15 protein-coding genes and 3 tRNA genes are annotated in these 15,293 nt (G+C 63.4%); 13 read left to right on the top strand and 5 right to left on the bottom strand.

Features of this window, described 5'->3' with window-relative positions; all coding sequences use genetic code 11:
* The first annotated feature begins 21 nt into the window (after positions 1-21).
* Genes QMB55_RS02385 through nagZ form a run of 7 tightly spaced genes read left to right on the top strand, consistent with a single transcriptional unit; the run spans position 22 to position 4,879 of the window.
* The gene (locus tag QMB55_RS02385) at positions 22-378 is read left to right on the top strand and encodes a DUF4845 domain-containing protein (protein WP_497587062.1); all 357 of its coding nucleotides are present in this window, start codon (positions 22-24) and stop codon (positions 376-378) included.
* A 5-nt stretch (positions 379-383) separates the two neighbouring features.
* Positions 384-1,052, top strand: coding sequence for a ribonuclease III (gene rnc / locus QMB55_RS02380; protein ID WP_497587061.1), 669 nt, complete (start codon positions 384-386; stop codon positions 1,050-1,052).
* Positions 1,049-1,933, top strand: coding sequence for a GTPase Era (era, locus tag QMB55_RS02375; RefSeq protein ID WP_497587060.1), 885 nt, complete (start codon positions 1,049-1,051; stop codon positions 1,931-1,933). Before rnc ends, era begins: the two co-directional genes overlap by 4 nt.
* A gap of 30 nt (positions 1,934-1,963) precedes the next feature.
* On the top strand, positions 1,964-2,677 hold the full coding sequence (gene recO / locus QMB55_RS02370) for a DNA repair protein RecO (RefSeq protein ID WP_497587059.1): 714 nt from the start codon (positions 1,964-1,966) through the stop codon (positions 2,675-2,677).
* Positions 2,674-3,426: a pyridoxine 5'-phosphate synthase gene (locus tag QMB55_RS02365; RefSeq protein WP_497587058.1), complete on the top strand. Its 753-nt coding sequence runs from the start codon at positions 2,674-2,676 to the stop codon at positions 3,424-3,426. Before recO ends, QMB55_RS02365 begins: the two co-directional genes overlap by 4 nt.
* Complete coding sequence (gene acpS, locus QMB55_RS02360) at positions 3,423-3,824, top strand: holo-ACP synthase (protein WP_497587057.1); 402 nt, start codon at positions 3,423-3,425, stop codon at positions 3,822-3,824. Before QMB55_RS02365 ends, acpS begins: the two co-directional genes overlap by 4 nt.
* A gap of 29 nt (positions 3,825-3,853) precedes the next feature.
* A complete protein-coding gene (gene nagZ / locus QMB55_RS02355) occupies positions 3,854-4,879 on the top strand; it encodes a beta-N-acetylhexosaminidase (RefSeq protein ID WP_497587056.1) in 1,026 nt (341 codons plus the stop codon).
* A gap of 135 nt (positions 4,880-5,014) precedes the next feature.
* Here nagZ and QMB55_RS02350 read toward each other — a convergent pair whose 3' ends face one another.
* From QMB55_RS02350 to earP, 4 genes are all read right to left on the bottom strand, one after another.
* Positions 5,015-5,947 (bottom strand): 2-hydroxyacid dehydrogenase, encoded by a 933-nt coding sequence (locus QMB55_RS02350; protein ID WP_497587055.1) that lies wholly within the window; start codon positions 5,945-5,947, stop codon positions 5,015-5,017.
* A gap of 23 nt (positions 5,948-5,970) precedes the next feature.
* Positions 5,971-6,933, bottom strand: coding sequence for a dTDP-4-dehydrorhamnose reductase family protein (locus QMB55_RS02345; RefSeq protein WP_497587054.1), 963 nt, complete (start codon positions 6,931-6,933; stop codon positions 5,971-5,973).
* Between the two features lie 95 nt (positions 6,934-7,028).
* Entirely contained in the window at positions 7,029-7,586 is a 558-nt protein-coding gene (gene efp / locus QMB55_RS02340) for an elongation factor P (protein WP_497587053.1), read from the bottom strand.
* Between the two features lie 40 nt (positions 7,587-7,626).
* Positions 7,627-8,862, bottom strand: a complete 1,236-nt coding sequence (earP, locus tag QMB55_RS02335; protein WP_497587052.1) for an elongation factor P maturation arginine rhamnosyltransferase EarP — start codon at positions 8,860-8,862, stop codon at positions 7,627-7,629.
* 83 nt (positions 8,863-8,945) lie between these two features.
* Between earP and uvrC the strand changes: the two genes are divergently transcribed.
* The 6 genes from uvrC (at position 8,946) to QMB55_RS02305 (ending at position 13,936) form a co-directional block, all read left to right on the top strand.
* Positions 8,946-10,832: an excinuclease ABC subunit UvrC gene (gene uvrC / locus QMB55_RS02330; protein ID WP_497587051.1), complete on the top strand. Its 1,887-nt coding sequence runs from the start codon at positions 8,946-8,948 to the stop codon at positions 10,830-10,832.
* Positions 10,832-11,407 carry a CDP-diacylglycerol--glycerol-3-phosphate 3-phosphatidyltransferase gene (pgsA, locus tag QMB55_RS02325; RefSeq protein ID WP_497587050.1) on the top strand — a complete coding sequence of 192 codons (576 nt, stop codon included), beginning with the start codon at positions 10,832-10,834 and terminating at the stop codon, positions 11,405-11,407. The genes uvrC and pgsA overlap by 1 nt, the downstream gene beginning before the upstream one ends.
* Before the next feature lie 82 nt (positions 11,408-11,489).
* A tRNA-Gly gene (locus QMB55_RS02320) sits at positions 11,490-11,565 on the top strand.
* Between the two features lie 54 nt (positions 11,566-11,619).
* Positions 11,620-11,693, top strand: a tRNA-Cys gene (locus QMB55_RS02315).
* Between the two features lie 7 nt (positions 11,694-11,700).
* Positions 11,701-11,776: transfer RNA gene (locus QMB55_RS02310), tRNA-Gly, on the top strand.
* Between the two features lie 225 nt (positions 11,777-12,001).
* The gene (locus tag QMB55_RS02305) at positions 12,002-13,936 is read left to right on the top strand and encodes a tyrosine-type recombinase/integrase (protein WP_012112377.1); all 1,935 of its coding nucleotides are present in this window, start codon (positions 12,002-12,004) and stop codon (positions 13,934-13,936) included.
* Positions 13,937-13,973: 37 nt separating this feature from the next.
* Here the strand turns inward: QMB55_RS02305 and QMB55_RS02300 are convergent, their stop codons facing one another.
* On the bottom strand, positions 13,974-14,930 hold the full coding sequence (locus QMB55_RS02300) for a Dyp-type peroxidase (RefSeq protein ID WP_371695117.1): 957 nt from the start codon (positions 14,928-14,930) through the stop codon (positions 13,974-13,976).
* Positions 14,931-15,293: the final 363 nt, after the last annotated feature.

Raw genomic sequence — 15,293 nt, 5'->3', positions numbered from 1 at the left:
AATACACAGGAGTAAGGTTCGATGAAATATCAGCGCGGGGTGACGCTCTCCGGCTTGCTTTTCTGGGGCATCGTGCTGGCCTTGGTGGCGGTCCTGGGCATGAAGGTGGCGCCCGAGTACGTGACCTATTTCAAGATCCTCAAGGCCAGCAAGGCTGTGGCCAGCCAGTCGTCGGGCAAAACCGTCCCGGAAATCCGGGCCGCTTTCGGCAAGTACATGGAGGTCGAACACGTCTCGACAATCACGCCGGCCGACCTCGACATTTCGAAGGAGGGCGGTGAAATCGTCATTGCCTTCAGTTACGAAAAACGCATCCATCTGTTTTACAACGTCAACCTGCTCATCGACTTCAACGGTTCGACGGCAGGCCGCAATTAGCATCAATGACGCATCGGCTTGAACGGGCCCTCGGGCATGTTTTTTCCGCCCAGGGCTTGTTGCGGACCGCACTGACGCATCGAAGCCACAGTGCGGATCACAACGAGCGGCTTGAATTCCTGGGTGACTCGATCCTTAACGCGACGATCGCTCGTCTTCTTTACGACCGCTTCCCGACCTTGCCCGAGGGTGATCTCTCGCGCTTGCGGGCTAACTTGGTGCGCCAGGACACCCTGCACAAGCTGGCGCTCGGCATCCACCTCGGGACGCATTTGCGTCTGGGGGAGGGGGAGCTCAAGAGCGGCGGCGCCAGTCGGCCGTCGATCCTCGCCGATGCGCTGGAAGCCTTGTTCGGCGCGGTCTGGCTCGATGCCGGTTGCGACGCGGCGCACGCAGTGATCGCTCGGCTCTATGGCGATCTCGTCACCGCCATCGATCCCGGTCGTCCGCAAAAAGACGCCAAGACCCGCCTGCAGGAATACCTGCAAGGCCGGCGCCTGCCTCTGCCAAAATACAGTTTGTTAAGCACCGAAGGCGAGGCCCACCTGCAGCGCTTCAAGGTCGCTTGTGATGTGGACTCCATCAAGTTGCGCACCGAAGCCGTTGCCGGCAGCCGCCGTGCCGCAGAACAATTGGCCGCCGAGTGCGCCCTGGAGAGGATACTGAACGCATGAAAACCCTCAAATCCGGTTACATCGCCATCGTCGGCCGACCCAACGTCGGCAAGTCGACGCTGATCAACCGCATCATCGGCGAGAAGATCAGCATTGTCTCGCGCAAAGCGCAGACCACGCGCCACCGCATCATGGGCATCCTGACGCGGCCCGACGCGCAGTTCGTCTTCGTCGACACGCCGGGCTTCCAGACGCAGCACGCCAATGCCCTCAACCGGGCGATGAACCGCGGCGTGACCCAGGCGCTGGCCGACGTGGACGTCGCCATTCTGGTCGTCGATGCCGGTCGTTTCGATGCCCGCGACCGCGCCGTGCTGAAACTTCTTCCAGCGGACCGGCCGGTCGTCTTGGCGGTCAACAAGTGCGACCAGCTGAAAGACAAGGGCGCGCTCCTGCCGCTCCTGGCCGATCTGGCCAAGGAGCACGACTTCGCCGCCATCGTGCCGATCAGCGCGGCGCGCGGCAACCAGGTCGACGATCTCCTGGCCGAAACGCGCAAACATCTGCCGCACGAAGAACTGCTCTTTGGCGAAGATGAAATCACCGACCGCAGCGAACGCTTCCTGGCTGCCGAGTACATCCGCGAAAAACTTTTCCGTCTCGTGGGCGACGAGTTGCCGTACGCGGCGACGGTCGAAGTCGAGAAGTTCGAACTCGACGGCGCCTTGCGCCGCATCAGCGCGGCCATCGTCGTCGACCGCGCGGGACACAAAGGCATCGTCATCGGCAAGGGCGGCTTGACCCTCAAGCGCATCGCCAGCGAGGCGCGCCAGGACATGGAGCGCCTCTTTGACGGCAAGGTTTTCCTCGAGGTTTTCGTCAAGGTCAAGTCCGGCTGGACCGACGACGAGCGCCTGCTCAAGAGCCTGGGTTACGAATAAACCGATGGCGACGAAAGGCGGGGCCGGGCGATGAGCCGTAGCCGCGTCGACGGCCAGCCGGCCTACGTCCTGCACAGTTACCCGTTCCGCGAGACGAGCCTGATCGTCGAGGTCTTTTCGCGCGACCACGGCCGCGTGGCGCTGCTCGCCCGCGGGGCGCGTCGGCCGCGTTCGGTGCTGCGCGGCCTCTTGCTCGCCTTTCAACCGCTGGAGCTGGGCTGGGCTGGAAAAGGGGAGGTGCCGACGCTGATGAAGGCCGAGTGGCAGGGCGGCCAGCCGCTGCTTTCCGGCAAGGCGCTTTTTTTCGGCTACTACCTTAACGAACTCCTGCTGCACCTCTTGCCGCGCGAAGACACGCATGCCAGCCTGTTTGCGGCTTACGCTGCCGTCCTGCGCCGCTTTGCGGACGACCTGCAGGAGGCGGACCTGCGCCGCTTTGAGCGCGCCTTGCTGCAGGAGCTGGGCTACGGGCTGACGCTGACCCATGACGCGCAAGGGGTGGTCATCGATCCCGACGCTCATTATGCTTACGAAATCGAGCGCGGTCCGGTGCGTCTGGCACGCCCCGGAAACTCGGCGCTCTCGGTGCGCGGCAAAACCTTGCTTGACCTCGCCGACGATGCCTTGTCCGACCCGGCGACACAGGCTGAGGCCAAGCAGATGATGCGTGCGCTGATCAACCATCACACCGGCGGAAAACGCCTGGAAACCCGCAAGATTTTTATGGAGCTGCAAGAACTATGATCGAACTCGGCGTCAATATCGACCATGTGGCGACCATCCGTCAGGCGCGTCGCACCTACGAACCCGATCCCGTGTGGGCCGCCGTCGAAGCGCATATCGGCGGTGCCGACGGGATTACCGTGCATCTGCGCGAAGACCGTCGGCACATCCAGGACGCCGACGTCGAGAAGCTGCGCACGCTGACTCAGATCAAGCTCAACCTCGAAATGGCGGCAACCGAGGAAATGGTCGGCATCGCCTGTCGCCTGAAGCCCGAGATGGCGATGCTGGTGCCCGAGGGCAGGCACGAGGTGACCACCGAAGGCGGCCTCGACATCCTGGCCCAGGAGGCCGCACTCAAGGACGCCATTACCCGCCTTTCCGACGCCGGCATCATGAGCAGTGTGTTCATCGACGCTGATCTGGCGCAGGTCGAAGCGGCGGCGCGCATCGGCGCCCGCGTCTGCGAAATCCACACCGGCCCCTACGCACACGCCTTCCACAACAAGGGGCGTGATGCCGAAAGCCCGGCAGTGCTCGCCGAGATCGAGAAGATCCGTGCCGCTGGCGAAGCCATTCGCAGCCTCGGCATGCGCTTTAACGCCGGGCACGCGCTCAACTACTTCAACGTGCAGCCGATCGCGCGCCTGGCCGGCATCCGCGAGCTGCACATCGGCCACGCCATCGTCAGCCGCGCCGTCTTTGTCGGCCTGCGCGAAGCGGTGAGCGAAATGAAACGCCTGATGCGCGAAGCGCAACCCTGCGCATGATCCACGGCGTCGGTACCGACATCGCCGCCGTCGCCCGGCTTGCCGCGCTGTACGAGAAACACGGCGAACGGGCGCTGGAAAAGCTGCTCGCCCCGGCCGAACGCGAAGGCTTTGAACGTGCCGCCGACAAGGGGCGTTTTCTCGCCAAGCGTTTCGCTGCCAAGGAAGCCTTCGGCAAAGCGCTTGGCATCGGCGTCGCCGCGCCAGCCACCTTGCCCAACGTCGCCATCGATCACGATACGCTGGGCAAACCCGTTTTTGCCTACGCGCCCGAACTCGACGCCTGGCTGCGCGAGCGTGGCCTCATTGCCCACCTCTCGATCAGCGACGAGAAGGACTACGCCACCGCCTTCGTGGTCGTTGAACGTCTTTCAGGCCAGGCCCAGGCTTCGTCCTGAGGCCGGTGCCTTCTCTTGAAATGATTGCCATGACTTCCGCCTTAAATCTTCCGCGCGGCCCGCTGATGATCGACATCGACGGGACCGAACTCACCGCCGATGACCGCCGTCGCCTCTCGCACCCGCTGGTCGGAGGCTTCATCCTGTTTGCCCGCAATTTCGCTTCGCCCGAGCAACTCAAGGCGCTCACCGCCGAGGTGCATGCGCTGCGTCGCCCCGAACTGTTGATCGCCATCGACCACGAAGGCGGCCGCGTGCAGCGGTGCCGGGAAGGGTTTACCCGCCTGCCGGCGATGCGTCGGCTGGGCGCGCTATGGAACGACGATCCTGCCGCCGCACGCGAAGCGGCGACGGCCATCGGCTACGTGCTCGCTGCCGAACTGCGTGCCTGCGGCGTCGATCTTTCCTTCACTCCGGTGCTTGACCTCGATTGGGACCGTTGCCCGGCGATCGGTGAACGCGCCTTCCACCGCGATCCGCAGGTCGTGATCGAACTCGCCGGGGCCTTGATCGACGGCCTGCGCCGTGCCGGCATGGCCGCTTGCGGCAAACACTTTCCCGGTCACGGTTGGGCGCAGACTGACTCGCATTACGCGCTGCCGGTGGACGAACGCACCCTTGCCGAACTGGCCGGTGACATCGAACCCTACCGCCGTCTTCCCTTGTCGGCTGTCATGCCGGCGCACGTGATTTTTCCTGCGCTCGATGATAGGACGTCTTGTTTTTCAGGGAAATGGCACAGCTTTCTGAGAAACAACATTAAGTTTGATGGCGTTGTTTTCAGCGACGATTTGTCGATGCAAGCAGCCAGCGTCGCCGGCGACGTGGTCGCGCGCGTGCAGGCGGCGTGGGCCGCAGGCTGCGACATGCTGCTGGTGTGCAACTCGACGAGCGCGGTCGATGACGTCCTTGAACGCTGGCCGGGGGCGGTCGAGGCCGAGCGCAGCGCGCGCGTCGCCCGGTTGATGCCGAGCATTCCCGTCCCGGATTTTGCCCACGATCCCTTGTACCTCGCCGGGGTCGCCGCTGCGGCGCGGCTTAACGCCACGGCTTGAGGGCAGCGGGCCTGGAAGGCAGTCTGGATGCGCCTTTCAGCCCGGCTGCAGGGCGCATCCAGCGGTCGTTCCAGGAGCGGGGGATTTTTGCCTGACAATCTGCGCGAGAAATATCGCGCAAGTTATTGTATATGGTTAATAACCCGTCGAGTGATCGACGATTCCACCGATCGTTTTCCCGGCTTCCAGCGCCCGAATCTTGCCCGCGATCTGCGCGATCGCGTTCTCGCGCAAGGTGATCGCGGCGCAGTGCGGGGTGAGCAGCACCTTGGGGTGATGCCAGAACGGGTGTTCGGCGGGGGCAGGTTCAGGACAGCAGACGTCGGTCGTCAGCCCAGCCAGATGGCCGCTGTCGAGCGCCGCAACGAGGTCGACCTCATCGACCAGGCCGCCGCGCGCCAGGTTGATGACGCAGGCGCCACGCGGCAACAGGGCGAGCGTGTCACGGTTGAGGATCTTGCGCGTCGAGGGCGTCAGGGGCAGGAGGCAGATCAAGAGCCGCGTCGCGCGCAGGAAATCGGCGAGTTGTGCGTCACCGAAGTAGAGCGGCACGTCGGCGCTGACGTCCGGACGCCGCTTCCAGCCGTGCACCGCGAAGCCGAAGCCGCGAAGCGCTTGTGCCACCTGGCGTCCGAGCACGCCGTACCCCAGGATGCCGACCGGCCAATCCGCCATGCGCGGCGGCGCATGCGGCGCCCACTCGGCGCGCGCAGCCTGTTCAGCGTAGCGGTCGAAGCCGCGGTAATAACGCAGGGCGGCAAAGCTTGCGTACTCGGCCATCTGCGCGCCCATCCCCGCATCTTCGATGCGCACCAGCGGTACGTCGGCAGGCAGTGCCTGCGCGAACAGCGCATCGACGCCCGCACCGGCGTTGAAGATGGCTTTCAGGCGCGGCTGCGTGCCAAAAAAACCGGGATCGGGTTGCCAGACCAGCGCATAGTCGGCGGCAGCGCTTTGCGGCGACCAGACGTCGACCTCCGCTTCGGGCAAGGCGGCAGCCAGCTCAGCCGCCCAGGTTTCGGGCTTCATGCGCGCCGCAAGGGCGCAGGTGATGCGGGGTTTGCTCATGGTTCGATGAAGGTGGAATAAGCTTAATCCAGGTCGGGAAAAAACGAAGTCAAGGCTTCACGCACGCCTGTTGAAAAGGCTATTTTTGGCGCAAAACCCAGTGCCTCCAGCCGGGTTGGGAGCAGGCGGCAGTCCTTTGGACGGGGGGCGCCTGACGGCGGATTGGGATCGGGCTTCACCTGAGAAGGGTCGAGACCAAGCGTTCGCGCCATGACGCAGGCCATGCCGTATTTGGTCATCGCCTCGTGCCCGGCAAAGTGGTAGATGCCTCCGGTCGATGCGGCGCTGGGGGCGTCCATTTGCTTCGCAATCAAGGCCAGCGCGCGGGCGACGTCGTCCACATGGGCGGGGTAACGGGCAGCCCAGTCTTCGACAAGAAGCGGGGTGTCGGTGCGGAGTTTTGCGGCGAGTTCCGTCACCGGCGATTCGGCGAGCGTTTCCACTTGCCCGTAGAGGATGGGGATGCGGATGATGGCGTAGGCGGCGGGTTCACCCGCAGCATAAGCGTGGCGCACGGCCTCCTCGCCGGCGAGCTTCATCCGGCCGTAGTCGTTGAGCGGGTTCGGGCGCACATCTTCGGCGTAGGGCGGCGTCCGGCCGTCGAAAACATAATCGGTTGAAATGTAGATGAAGCGCGCGCCGGAGGCAGCGGCGAGTTCCGCCAGCAAGGCGGTGGCGCTGACATTGAGGCGCTGCGCCGCCTGCGGTGCCCGATCGACCTGGTCGGGACGGCGTTCGGCGGCGGCATGGATGACAAGCGCTGGCCTCCAGGCGGCAAAGGCCGCACGGACGGCCGTGTCGTCGGTCAGGTCGAGGCGTTGCAGCGGCGGTCGGAGACGCGAATGTGCGGTTCCGATGAGGTTATCAGGTGTCCCCGCGAGTAGGGCGAGGTGCGGCATGAGTGCGCGGCCGAGCAGTCCGGAGGCGCCAGTCAGCAGGATTTTCATGCCGCCCACTTTAGCATGCGCGCCTTCCGTGGCTGACATTCAGCGGTTTCAAACACCATCTGGCGCGGGCCTTCCGGCAGAGCGCGAGCAACAAAAAACCCCGCCATGGCGGGGTTTTTTTGGGCGAGCCGCGTTTACTTGACGCGGGCGCGGTACTCGTCGGTGCGAGTATCGATTTCGATCTTGTCGCCGATTTCGACGAAGGCCGGAACCGGCAGTTCGAAACCGGTGGCCAGGCGGGCCGGCTTCATGACCTTGCCCGAGGTGTCGCCCTTGACAGCCGGCTCGGTGTAGGTGACTTCGCGCACCAGGCTGTTCGGCAGTTCGACCGAGATGGCCTTGCCGTTGTAGAACACGACTTCGCAACCCATGCCGTCCTCAAGGTACTTGAGGGCGTCTTCCATGTATTCGGCTTCGATCTCGTACTGGTTGTACTCGACGTCCATGAAGACATACATCGGATCGGCGAAGTAGGAGAAGGTGACTTCCTTGCGGTCGAGCTGAACGACGTCGAACTTGTCGTCGGCACGATAGACCGTCTCGGACGGAGCGCCGGTGAGCAGGTTCTTCATCTTCATCTTGACGACCGAGGCGTTACGGCCGGACTTGCTGTATTCGGCCTTGAGCACGACCATGGCGTCGTTGCCGACCATGAAGACGTTGCCGGCGCGGAGTTCTTGAGCGGTTTTCATAGTACGTTCCGGGATGACTGGGTAGAAAAATAGCCGCGCATTATAGCTTGGTTCGGCAAAAACGCACTAGGGCGGAACACAAATCCTCCTGTTTTTGCAGATTTTTTTGCCAGCGGAGGGCGTGAGCCTCCAGTTCAGGACGAGCCGCCCGCCAAGCGTGCCAGGCCTTCGCCGCCTCGTCCGGCGGGGTAAAGCCATTCCATGCGGCGTATACCTCGCGCACGGCCCGCGCCGCGGCGGGGCTCAGGCCTTCGGTATAGCGCGCGAGGAAGGCTTCGAGCTTGACCTGGTGCGCACCATCCTCCTGCGGGTAGATGTGCCAGACGAAAGGCGTCGCGGCCCACTGGGCGCGCACGAAGGAATCTTCCCCGCGAACGAAATTGGCGTCGCCAAGCCAGAGCAGGCGGTCGAAATCGATCTGGTCGACGAATGGCACGGCACGGATTTCCAGCGCGCCGCGCCGGATCGCGCGACCCGGCGGCAGGCCTTCGCCGAGCCAGGCTTCGACGCTCGCTTGCGTGCGCGTCGGCGGCAAAAGTAAACAGGTCGGCGTTGTTTCACCAGCCCACATGTCGAGCAGTCTGGGCAGGGCCGGGTTCTCGTAGGCGAAAACGGTCAGCGTCTGCGTGCCCGGATCGGGCGGGGCAAAGCCCAGGCGGCGCCAGAATTCCGCCTGCTGTTCGGGCTCGGCCTTGAAATTCTGGCGGGCGGCGTCCAGGCCGTGTTCAAGCAGCAATCCACCCGTTTTGGCATTGAAGCCCGGATAGAAGAAGTACTTGGTCAACGGCAGGCGTGGGTGCGGCGAGGGCAGGGCGTGGCAGCTGGCGACCCAGTCCTCGGCGGAAAGGTAGTCGAGGTTGATCCAGACGGGCGCGGGCTGGCGCGCCGCCATCGCCTGTTCGTAGCTTTCCGGCAGGCGGCAGGCAAAGGCTTCGATGACGACGTCGCTCGGCTCAAGCGGCAGAAGGGATGAGACGGGTGAAAAAGGCGTCGTCCAGCGGCGGACCTCAACCTGCGTTGCTCCGCCTACGCCGGCTTGCCCGGTCGAAACGGTCTGCGCATCGCACGCCACGTCGAGTTCGGGGCACAGCGGGCGAAACGACGCGAGATCGTCGACCCACAGCCGCACCGAGGCGCCGTGCTCGTTTGCCAGTTGCCGTGCAAGCCGCCAGCAGACGCCGATGTCGCCGAAATTGTCGATGACATTGCAGAAGATGTCCCAGCGGCGCAAGGCGGAGGGCAAGGTATCGGCGAGGGGGGCGGATTCAGTCGGCATGCCAGGGCAGGGTCGGGGCGCGGCGCAGATCAAGGCGCCGTCGGCATGTTACCATCGCGCCGACTTCGTATCTGCCGCCCGCCATGCCCGAAACGCCCGATTTCACGGCCCCCGAGCCTGTTTCCGCCCCTGCGGAGAACGTTCCGGCGTTCGATGCCAAGGCGTTTCTGGCCACGCTCCCCGAGCTGCCGGGCGTCTATCGCATGCTCGACGCCGAAGGCAAGGTGCTCTACGTCGGCAAGGCCAAGAGCCTCAAGAAACGCGTGGCCTCGTATTTTCGCGAGAATCTGCCGAGCCCGCGCATTGCCTTGATGGTGCGCCAGATCGCGCGGGTCGAGACGACCGTGACCCGCTCCGAAGGCGAGGCGTTGCTGCTCGAGAACAATCTCATCAAACGTCTGGCGCCGCGCTACAACATTCTGTTTCGCGACGACAAGTCTTATCCCTACATCGTCATCACGCGCGACGAGGCACCGCGACTCGGTTTCTTTCGCGGCACGCCCGATCGGCGCGACGACTATTTCGGCCCGTTTCCTTCGTCGAGCGCCGTCCGTGAGAGCATCGCCCTCCTGCAACGGATGTTCCGCTTGCGCACCTGCGAGGATTCTGTCTTCCAGAACCGTTCCCGGCCGTGCCTGCTGTATCAGATCAAGCGCTGCTCCGGCCCTTGCGTCGGGCTGGTTTCGCCCGACGACTACGCCCGCGACGTGCGCTATGCGGCGCTCTTCCTCAACGGCCGCCAGCAGGAAGTCATCGGCCGGCTTGGCGAGGCGATGCAAGAGGCCGTCGCCGAACTGGCCTTCGAGAAAGCCGCGGTGCTGCGCGACCAGATTCAGTCGCTGCGCCGGGTACAGGAAAAACAGTACGTCGAGAGCGTCAAGGGCGAGGACGTCGATATCCTCGCCGTGCTGTCTGAGGACGGTTTGGTGTGCGTCAACCTGGCCATGGTGCGCGGCGGCCGTCACCTTGGCGACCGGGCGCATTTTCCGAGCAACAACGCGGCAGGGAGCGACCCGGCTGAAGTGCTGACGGCTTTCCTCTACCAGCATTATGCCAACCATCCTGCGCCGGAGCGGCTCTACCTCAACGTTGCGGTGACCGACGAGGAGTTGGCGCCGACGCTCAGCGAAACAGCCGGGCATGGCGTGCGTCTGAGCACCGCTCGCCAAGCCATGCACAAGGCCTGGGTCGAGATGGCGGAACAGAATGCCTCGCTCGCCATTCGGGCCCGTCGAACCCTGCTGACGCGCCAGGAAGGCCGGATCGAGGCCTTGCGCGTGGCTCTGGCCCTCGATGCAGCTGACGACGCGGAAGAGGAGGGCGAGATGCGTGTTGAGTGCTTCGACATCAGCCATCTCCAAGGCGAATCGACCGTGGCTTCGTGCGTGGTTTTTCACGGCAGCGGAATGCGTAAGTCGGATTACCGCCGCTTCAACATCAAGGGCGTCGAGCCCGGCGACGACTACGCGGCCATTCGCCAAGCGGTTTTGCGCCGCTACGAGAAAATCGCCGTCGGCGACGGCGTCGCACCCAGCTTGATTCTCATTGACGGCGGAAAAGGGCAGTTGGCCGTTGCGGTCGATGCGCTCGAAGAGCTTGGGCTGGTCCATTTGCCCATCGTCGGTGTCGCCAAGGGCGAAGCCCGCAAACCCGGGCTCGAAACCCTGGTTTTCGCCGATGGGCGCGAACCGGTACAATTACCCATGGATCATCCGGCTTTACACCTCATCCAAGAGATTCGGGACGAAGCTCACCGTTTTGCGGTCTCCGGCCACCGGGCGCAGCGAAGCAAGACGCGCAGGACTTCGCGGCTGGACGAAATCGTCGGCATCGGACCTCAGCGCCGCAAGGCCCTGATCGCACATTTTGGGGGGCTGCAGGGAATCGCCGCCGCCGACATCGAACAACTGAGTGGTGTTCCCGGAATCAGCCGCGAACTCGCCGAACGTATTTTCCAGGCCCTACATTAATGCCGTTCAACATTCCGATACTTCTGACCTGGCTGCGGATCACCCTGATTCCGCTGCTCGTCGCTGTCTACTATTTTCCCGAAGGCTGGGTGGCCTGGATCGGGCGCGACACCGCCGCCATGCTGATCTTCGTCATTGCCGGTGCCACCGATTGGCTGGACGGTTACCTAGCCCGGCGCTGGAACGAGACCTCGGCCTTCGGCGCCTTCCTCGACCCCGTGGCCGACAAGCTGGTCGTTGCCACCGCGCTGATCCTGCTCGTTCAATTTGATCGTGTGGACGTCATCATCGCCACCATTATTATCGGACGCGAAATCACCATTTCCTCGTTGCGCGAATGGATGGCTCAGATCGGCGCCCATCGGAGCGTCGCCGTGTCGATGGTCGGCAAGGTCAAGACGGCGGCGCAGATGATCGCCATCCCCTTGTTGCTCTACAAAGCGCCAATCGCGGGCATGGATACGCTCTGGATTGGCACGCAACTCATTTACGTCGCCGCCGTCCTGACCCTGTGGTCGATGGGTTATTACATGCGTATGGCATGGCCACACCTATCGGGACACGACAAAAAATGACCGGTAAACGGCGCCAATGCTCGTTTTTTGCAAAAAAACGTTGACAACAAGAATGGCGCGTCTATAATGCTGACTTCTTCGCGCGGGAGTAGCTCAGTTGGTAGAGCGCAACCTTGCCAAGGTTGAGGTCGCGAGTTCGAGACTCGTCTCCCGCTCCATCGAATACGGTGGCCGAAGAATGAAGTACTGCAGTTCCTACCTCTAGTAGGCGCGGCGCGATAGCAAAGCGGTTATGCACCGGATTGCAAATCCGTGTAGGTCGGTTCGACTCCGGCTCGCGCCTCCAGGATTCTGCGGGAGTAGCTCAGTTGGTAGAGCGCAACCTTGCCAAGGTTGAGGTCGCGAGTTCGAGACTCGTCTCCCGCTCCAAATTATGATCTACAGACTTCCACTGGGGTCTGTAAGTCGCTGAAAAGAGGAGCTTCGGCTCCTTTTTTCATTCCAGCAAAAGCCACTGGAATCCACCGACAGCCAGCGTTTTTGAGGCCAAAAACAAGGCCAAAGAATGCGGGCGGTGCCGGTTCCGGTTTGTTGCTGGGGTTGGATCGGGATGACCAGCAGCATCGGGCCTAAGTCCAAGACTTAGGAGCTTCGATGATGGCACTCTCTGATCTGACTGTGCGGCAAGCCAAGGCCGCTGACAAAACCTACAGCCTCCCCGATACCGATGGCCTCGGCCTGGTGGTCGCCCCTACCGGCGGCAAATCGTGGCACCTGCGCTACTACTGGCTCGGCAAGCAAAAGCGCATCTCCCTGGGCAACTACCCCGAGATCGGCCTGCGTGAAGCGCGTACCTTGCGCGACGAAGCCCGCGCACTCTTGGCTAGGGGCATCAACCCTCACACCGACCGCAAGCAGAAACGCCATGCCGTGAAGCTGGCGGCCGACTACACGTTCAAGGCGGTCTTCGATGCCTGGGTCGAGCATCGGCGCAAGGAACTCAAGGAAGGCCGTCAAAGCACCCTCTCGCAGATCCTGCGGATTTTCGGCAAGGACGTGCTGCCCGCCCTCGGGAAGATGTCGATCTACGACATTCGCCGGCCCCAGCTTCTGGGCGTCCTGGCAAGAATCGAGGAACGCAAGGCTTTCACCACGGCAGAAAAGGTCCGCACCTGGTTGAGCCAGTTGTTCCGCTATGCCCTCGTGATCGTCGAGGGGCTGGAGGCCAATCCGGCTTCTGACCTGGATGTGGTGGCGGAGCCCAAGCCTCCGGTGAACCACAACCCGTACTTGCATTTGCCCGAGCTGCCGGAATTCCTTCAGAAGCTCCGGCTCTACAACCCGCGTGGCTGGCAGACCCAGCTCGGCATCCGGCTGCTGTTCCTGACCGGGGTGCGAACCGGCGAGCTGCGGCTGGCGACCCCGGATCAGTTCGACCTGGACCGCGGCCTCTGGATCATTCCGCCCCAGATCGTCAAGCAGCTTCAGGATGAGATGCGCAAGGCCGGCAAGCGCCCCCAGGATGTGCCGCCCTACATCGTACCGCTGTCCCTTCAAGCCATCGAGATCGTGAGCTACCTTCTGGGGGTGATACGGCCGGCCCAGCGCCACCTGCTGGCGCACCGCAGCGAACTCAAGAAGCGCATCAGCGAGAACACCCTCAATGCCGCCTTGAAGCGGATGGGCTACGAGGACCAACTGACCGGCCACGGCATCCGGGGAACGATTTCGACGGCGCTCAACGAGATCGGCTACCCCAAGATTTGGGTGGACGCGCAGCTCTCGCACTCCGACCCGAACAAGGTGAGTTCGGCTTACAACCATGCCAAGTACGTTGAGCCGCGCCGCCGGATGATGCAGGACTGGGCGGATCGCCTCGACCTGCTCGAACAGGGCCAGGTGGAGGCGGCCAGCGCGCACCTCACCATTCACATCGAGGGCGTGCCGGCCATGGCAGAGGAGGACAAGCCCGACGCCATCGTTGCAGCGTCCTCTGCGGCACCCGTTCCGTCGATGGTGACCGCTCCCATCGTCGTGACGCCGAACGACGGGAGCATCACGTTCCAGCGGCTGTCGCAGGTGCCGCCGCCTCCGACGCATGCGCCAGAACCGGAAGTATCTGCCATCCAGCGCGAGCGCGAGGAAATGCTGGCCATCTATGAATCGCCGAGCAGCCTGCCGGTCCCCCTGTTCGGCAAGTTGGCCGGGAAGTCCAAAGACCAGATCAACCGCGAGTTGAAGGCCGGCAAACTGCTATCCGTCAGCTTGGGCAACCGGGGCCAGCGAGTTCCCGATTGGCAACTGGTGCCGCTCAAGCACAAGCTGGCCCAGGTGCTCATGCGCCAGTGTCCGCAAGCGGATTCGTGGGAGCTTTACCGCATGCTGACCCGGCCACACCCGGACCTGGGCGATCGCGCGGCCATCGATTTGGTGACGCCAAGCAATCTGGGCATGGTGGTCCAGGTCATCGCAAGCGGCCAGTTCCATGCGAATGCGCCAGAGACAGTCCCACCGCGGCCTATCCCAGAGGAGGTGCGGCAGAGCGTTCGCCGAATGGTGGACAGCGCCGTGGTTCTGGACGGCGCATAGGGCTACCAGCCCTTGCGGGCGCCTTGCGGCCCCCGCGCTACGCTTGTACAGCCTGCACGAGTTCGCTCAGCGTGCGCGGGGCGGACGCAAAGAACACGGCACCAGTGTGCGCCGTCGAGAAATCGAGCAGGCGGTCGTTCATGCCCGGCGGATCGCCGAGGAACATGCGCTTCAGCATCTTCTGCGTGACGCACAGATGCCTGGAGTAGCCGATGAAGTAGGTGCCGTATTCGCCTTGGCCGGGGCGGCCAAAGGGCATGTTGTCGCGCAGGATGTCGTGCTCGGTACCGTCAGCACCCACGATCGTGGCGAGGGTCTTGTGCGACTTCTGGCCGCTCGTCGCATCGGGCAATTCGATATTGCTGACGATCTCCCGGCCGATGATCTGCTCTTGCTGGTCCTCGGGAAGCCGAGCCCACGGCTGCATTTGATGCAGATACATCTGCACCACCACGTAGCTCCCGCCGGCGAATTCCTGATCCTCACTGCCGACCAGCGTGGATGCGCCGATTTCGTGCCCGGTCGGATTGGCTGTGCCATCGACGAAGCCAAGGAGATCGCGGGAGTCGAAATAGCGAAAGCACGCCACCTCGTCGGCCACCGTCACGCTGCTGCCCAATTGGTCCAACAGCAGGCGCTCGAATTCAAAGCAGAGGTCCTCGCCCTCGGCCCGGATATGAGCCGGGCGTGGCCGGCGCGGTGTGCTTCGCGCCCTTGATGGGTGCGAAGGGACGCAGTTCTTTCGGGCGCCTTCCGGCCTGGAAACGGTCCCGCAGCGCCGATCCCAGGGCGGTGATGCACGACAGCCGGCCGTTGAGATCGCGAAGAAAGCCGTCTTGATCAGGTCGTCCAGGCCGTCCAGGACGCCGGCGACCGCCTGCAGGGACTCTCGGCCCTCGGCGACCGTCAATGTGAGAAACACCGCCGCGCGCGACAGTGGCGCATCGATGCTTTGCGAGTCGATGGGTACTCGGTCCCAACTACTTCCAACCATTGGCATCTCCATAAGGCCGGTTTAATTCGTCATGTTGCCAGAGATGAAAACGCGATGCTGGCGCATTGACAGCGCGTGCCGTTGCAATTACCAGGAAGCAGTGAATTCCCGCGCCGATTACGGATGCCTGGCATCGGCATCTGAGTGGAGAGCACTCAGCGCGAGTGAGCTATCGGGTATTCGAGTAGGCCGCGCTATCTTTGGCAACCTGCATCGCCCTGCGCTCGAACAGCTCAGAAATGGCGCTGGCTCGCTCCCTGGGCCGCTGCAGATGTGTCACGACCTCGTAGGGAGCATCAGAAAGCGGCCGATCGTGTCCCGGGACGTGGTGTAAGAAGCGTCAGCAGAAGCGGTCAGCGGGTC

Origin of the sequence: Propionivibrio sp. (assembly GCF_041441355.1) — a bacterium.
Taxonomy (GTDB): Bacteria; Pseudomonadota; Gammaproteobacteria; order Burkholderiales; family Rhodocyclaceae; genus Propionivibrio.
This window is presented reverse-complemented; position numbering and strand designations above follow the sequence as displayed.

Coding starts and splice junctions, on each gene's coding strand:
- QMB55_RS02385 (WP_497587062.1), top strand. CDS start 22: ATGAAATATCAGCGCGGGGTGACGCTCTCCGGCTTGCTTTTCTGGGGC.
- rnc (WP_497587061.1), top strand. CDS start 384: ATGACGCATCGGCTTGAACGGGCCCTCGGGCATGTTTTTTCCGCCCAG.
- era (WP_497587060.1), top strand. CDS start 1,049: ATGAAAACCCTCAAATCCGGTTACATCGCCATCGTCGGCCGACCCAAC.
- recO (WP_497587059.1), top strand. CDS start 1,964: ATGAGCCGTAGCCGCGTCGACGGCCAGCCGGCCTACGTCCTGCACAGT.
- QMB55_RS02365 (WP_497587058.1), top strand. CDS start 2,674: ATGATCGAACTCGGCGTCAATATCGACCATGTGGCGACCATCCGTCAG.
- acpS (WP_497587057.1), top strand. CDS start 3,423: ATGATCCACGGCGTCGGTACCGACATCGCCGCCGTCGCCCGGCTTGCC.
- nagZ (WP_497587056.1), top strand. CDS start 3,854: ATGACTTCCGCCTTAAATCTTCCGCGCGGCCCGCTGATGATCGACATC.
- QMB55_RS02350 (WP_497587055.1), bottom strand. CDS start 5,947: ATGAGCAAACCCCGCATCACCTGCGCCCTTGCGGCGCGCATGAAGCCC.
- QMB55_RS02345 (WP_497587054.1), bottom strand. CDS start 6,933: ATGTCAGCCACGGAAGGCGCGCATGCTAAAGTGGGCGGCATGAAAATC.
- efp (WP_497587053.1), bottom strand. CDS start 7,586: ATGAAAACCGCTCAAGAACTCCGCGCCGGCAACGTCTTCATGGTCGGC.
- earP (WP_497587052.1), bottom strand. CDS start 8,862: ATGCCGACTGAATCCGCCCCCCTCGCCGATACCTTGCCCTCCGCCTTG.
- uvrC (WP_497587051.1), top strand. CDS start 8,946: ATGCCCGAAACGCCCGATTTCACGGCCCCCGAGCCTGTTTCCGCCCCT.
- pgsA (WP_497587050.1), top strand. CDS start 10,832: ATGCCGTTCAACATTCCGATACTTCTGACCTGGCTGCGGATCACCCTG.
- QMB55_RS02305 (WP_012112377.1), top strand. CDS start 12,002: ATGATGGCACTCTCTGATCTGACTGTGCGGCAAGCCAAGGCCGCTGAC.
- QMB55_RS02300 (WP_371695117.1), bottom strand. CDS start 14,930: ATGGTTGGAAGTAGTTGGGACCGAGTACCCATCGACTCGCAAAGCATC.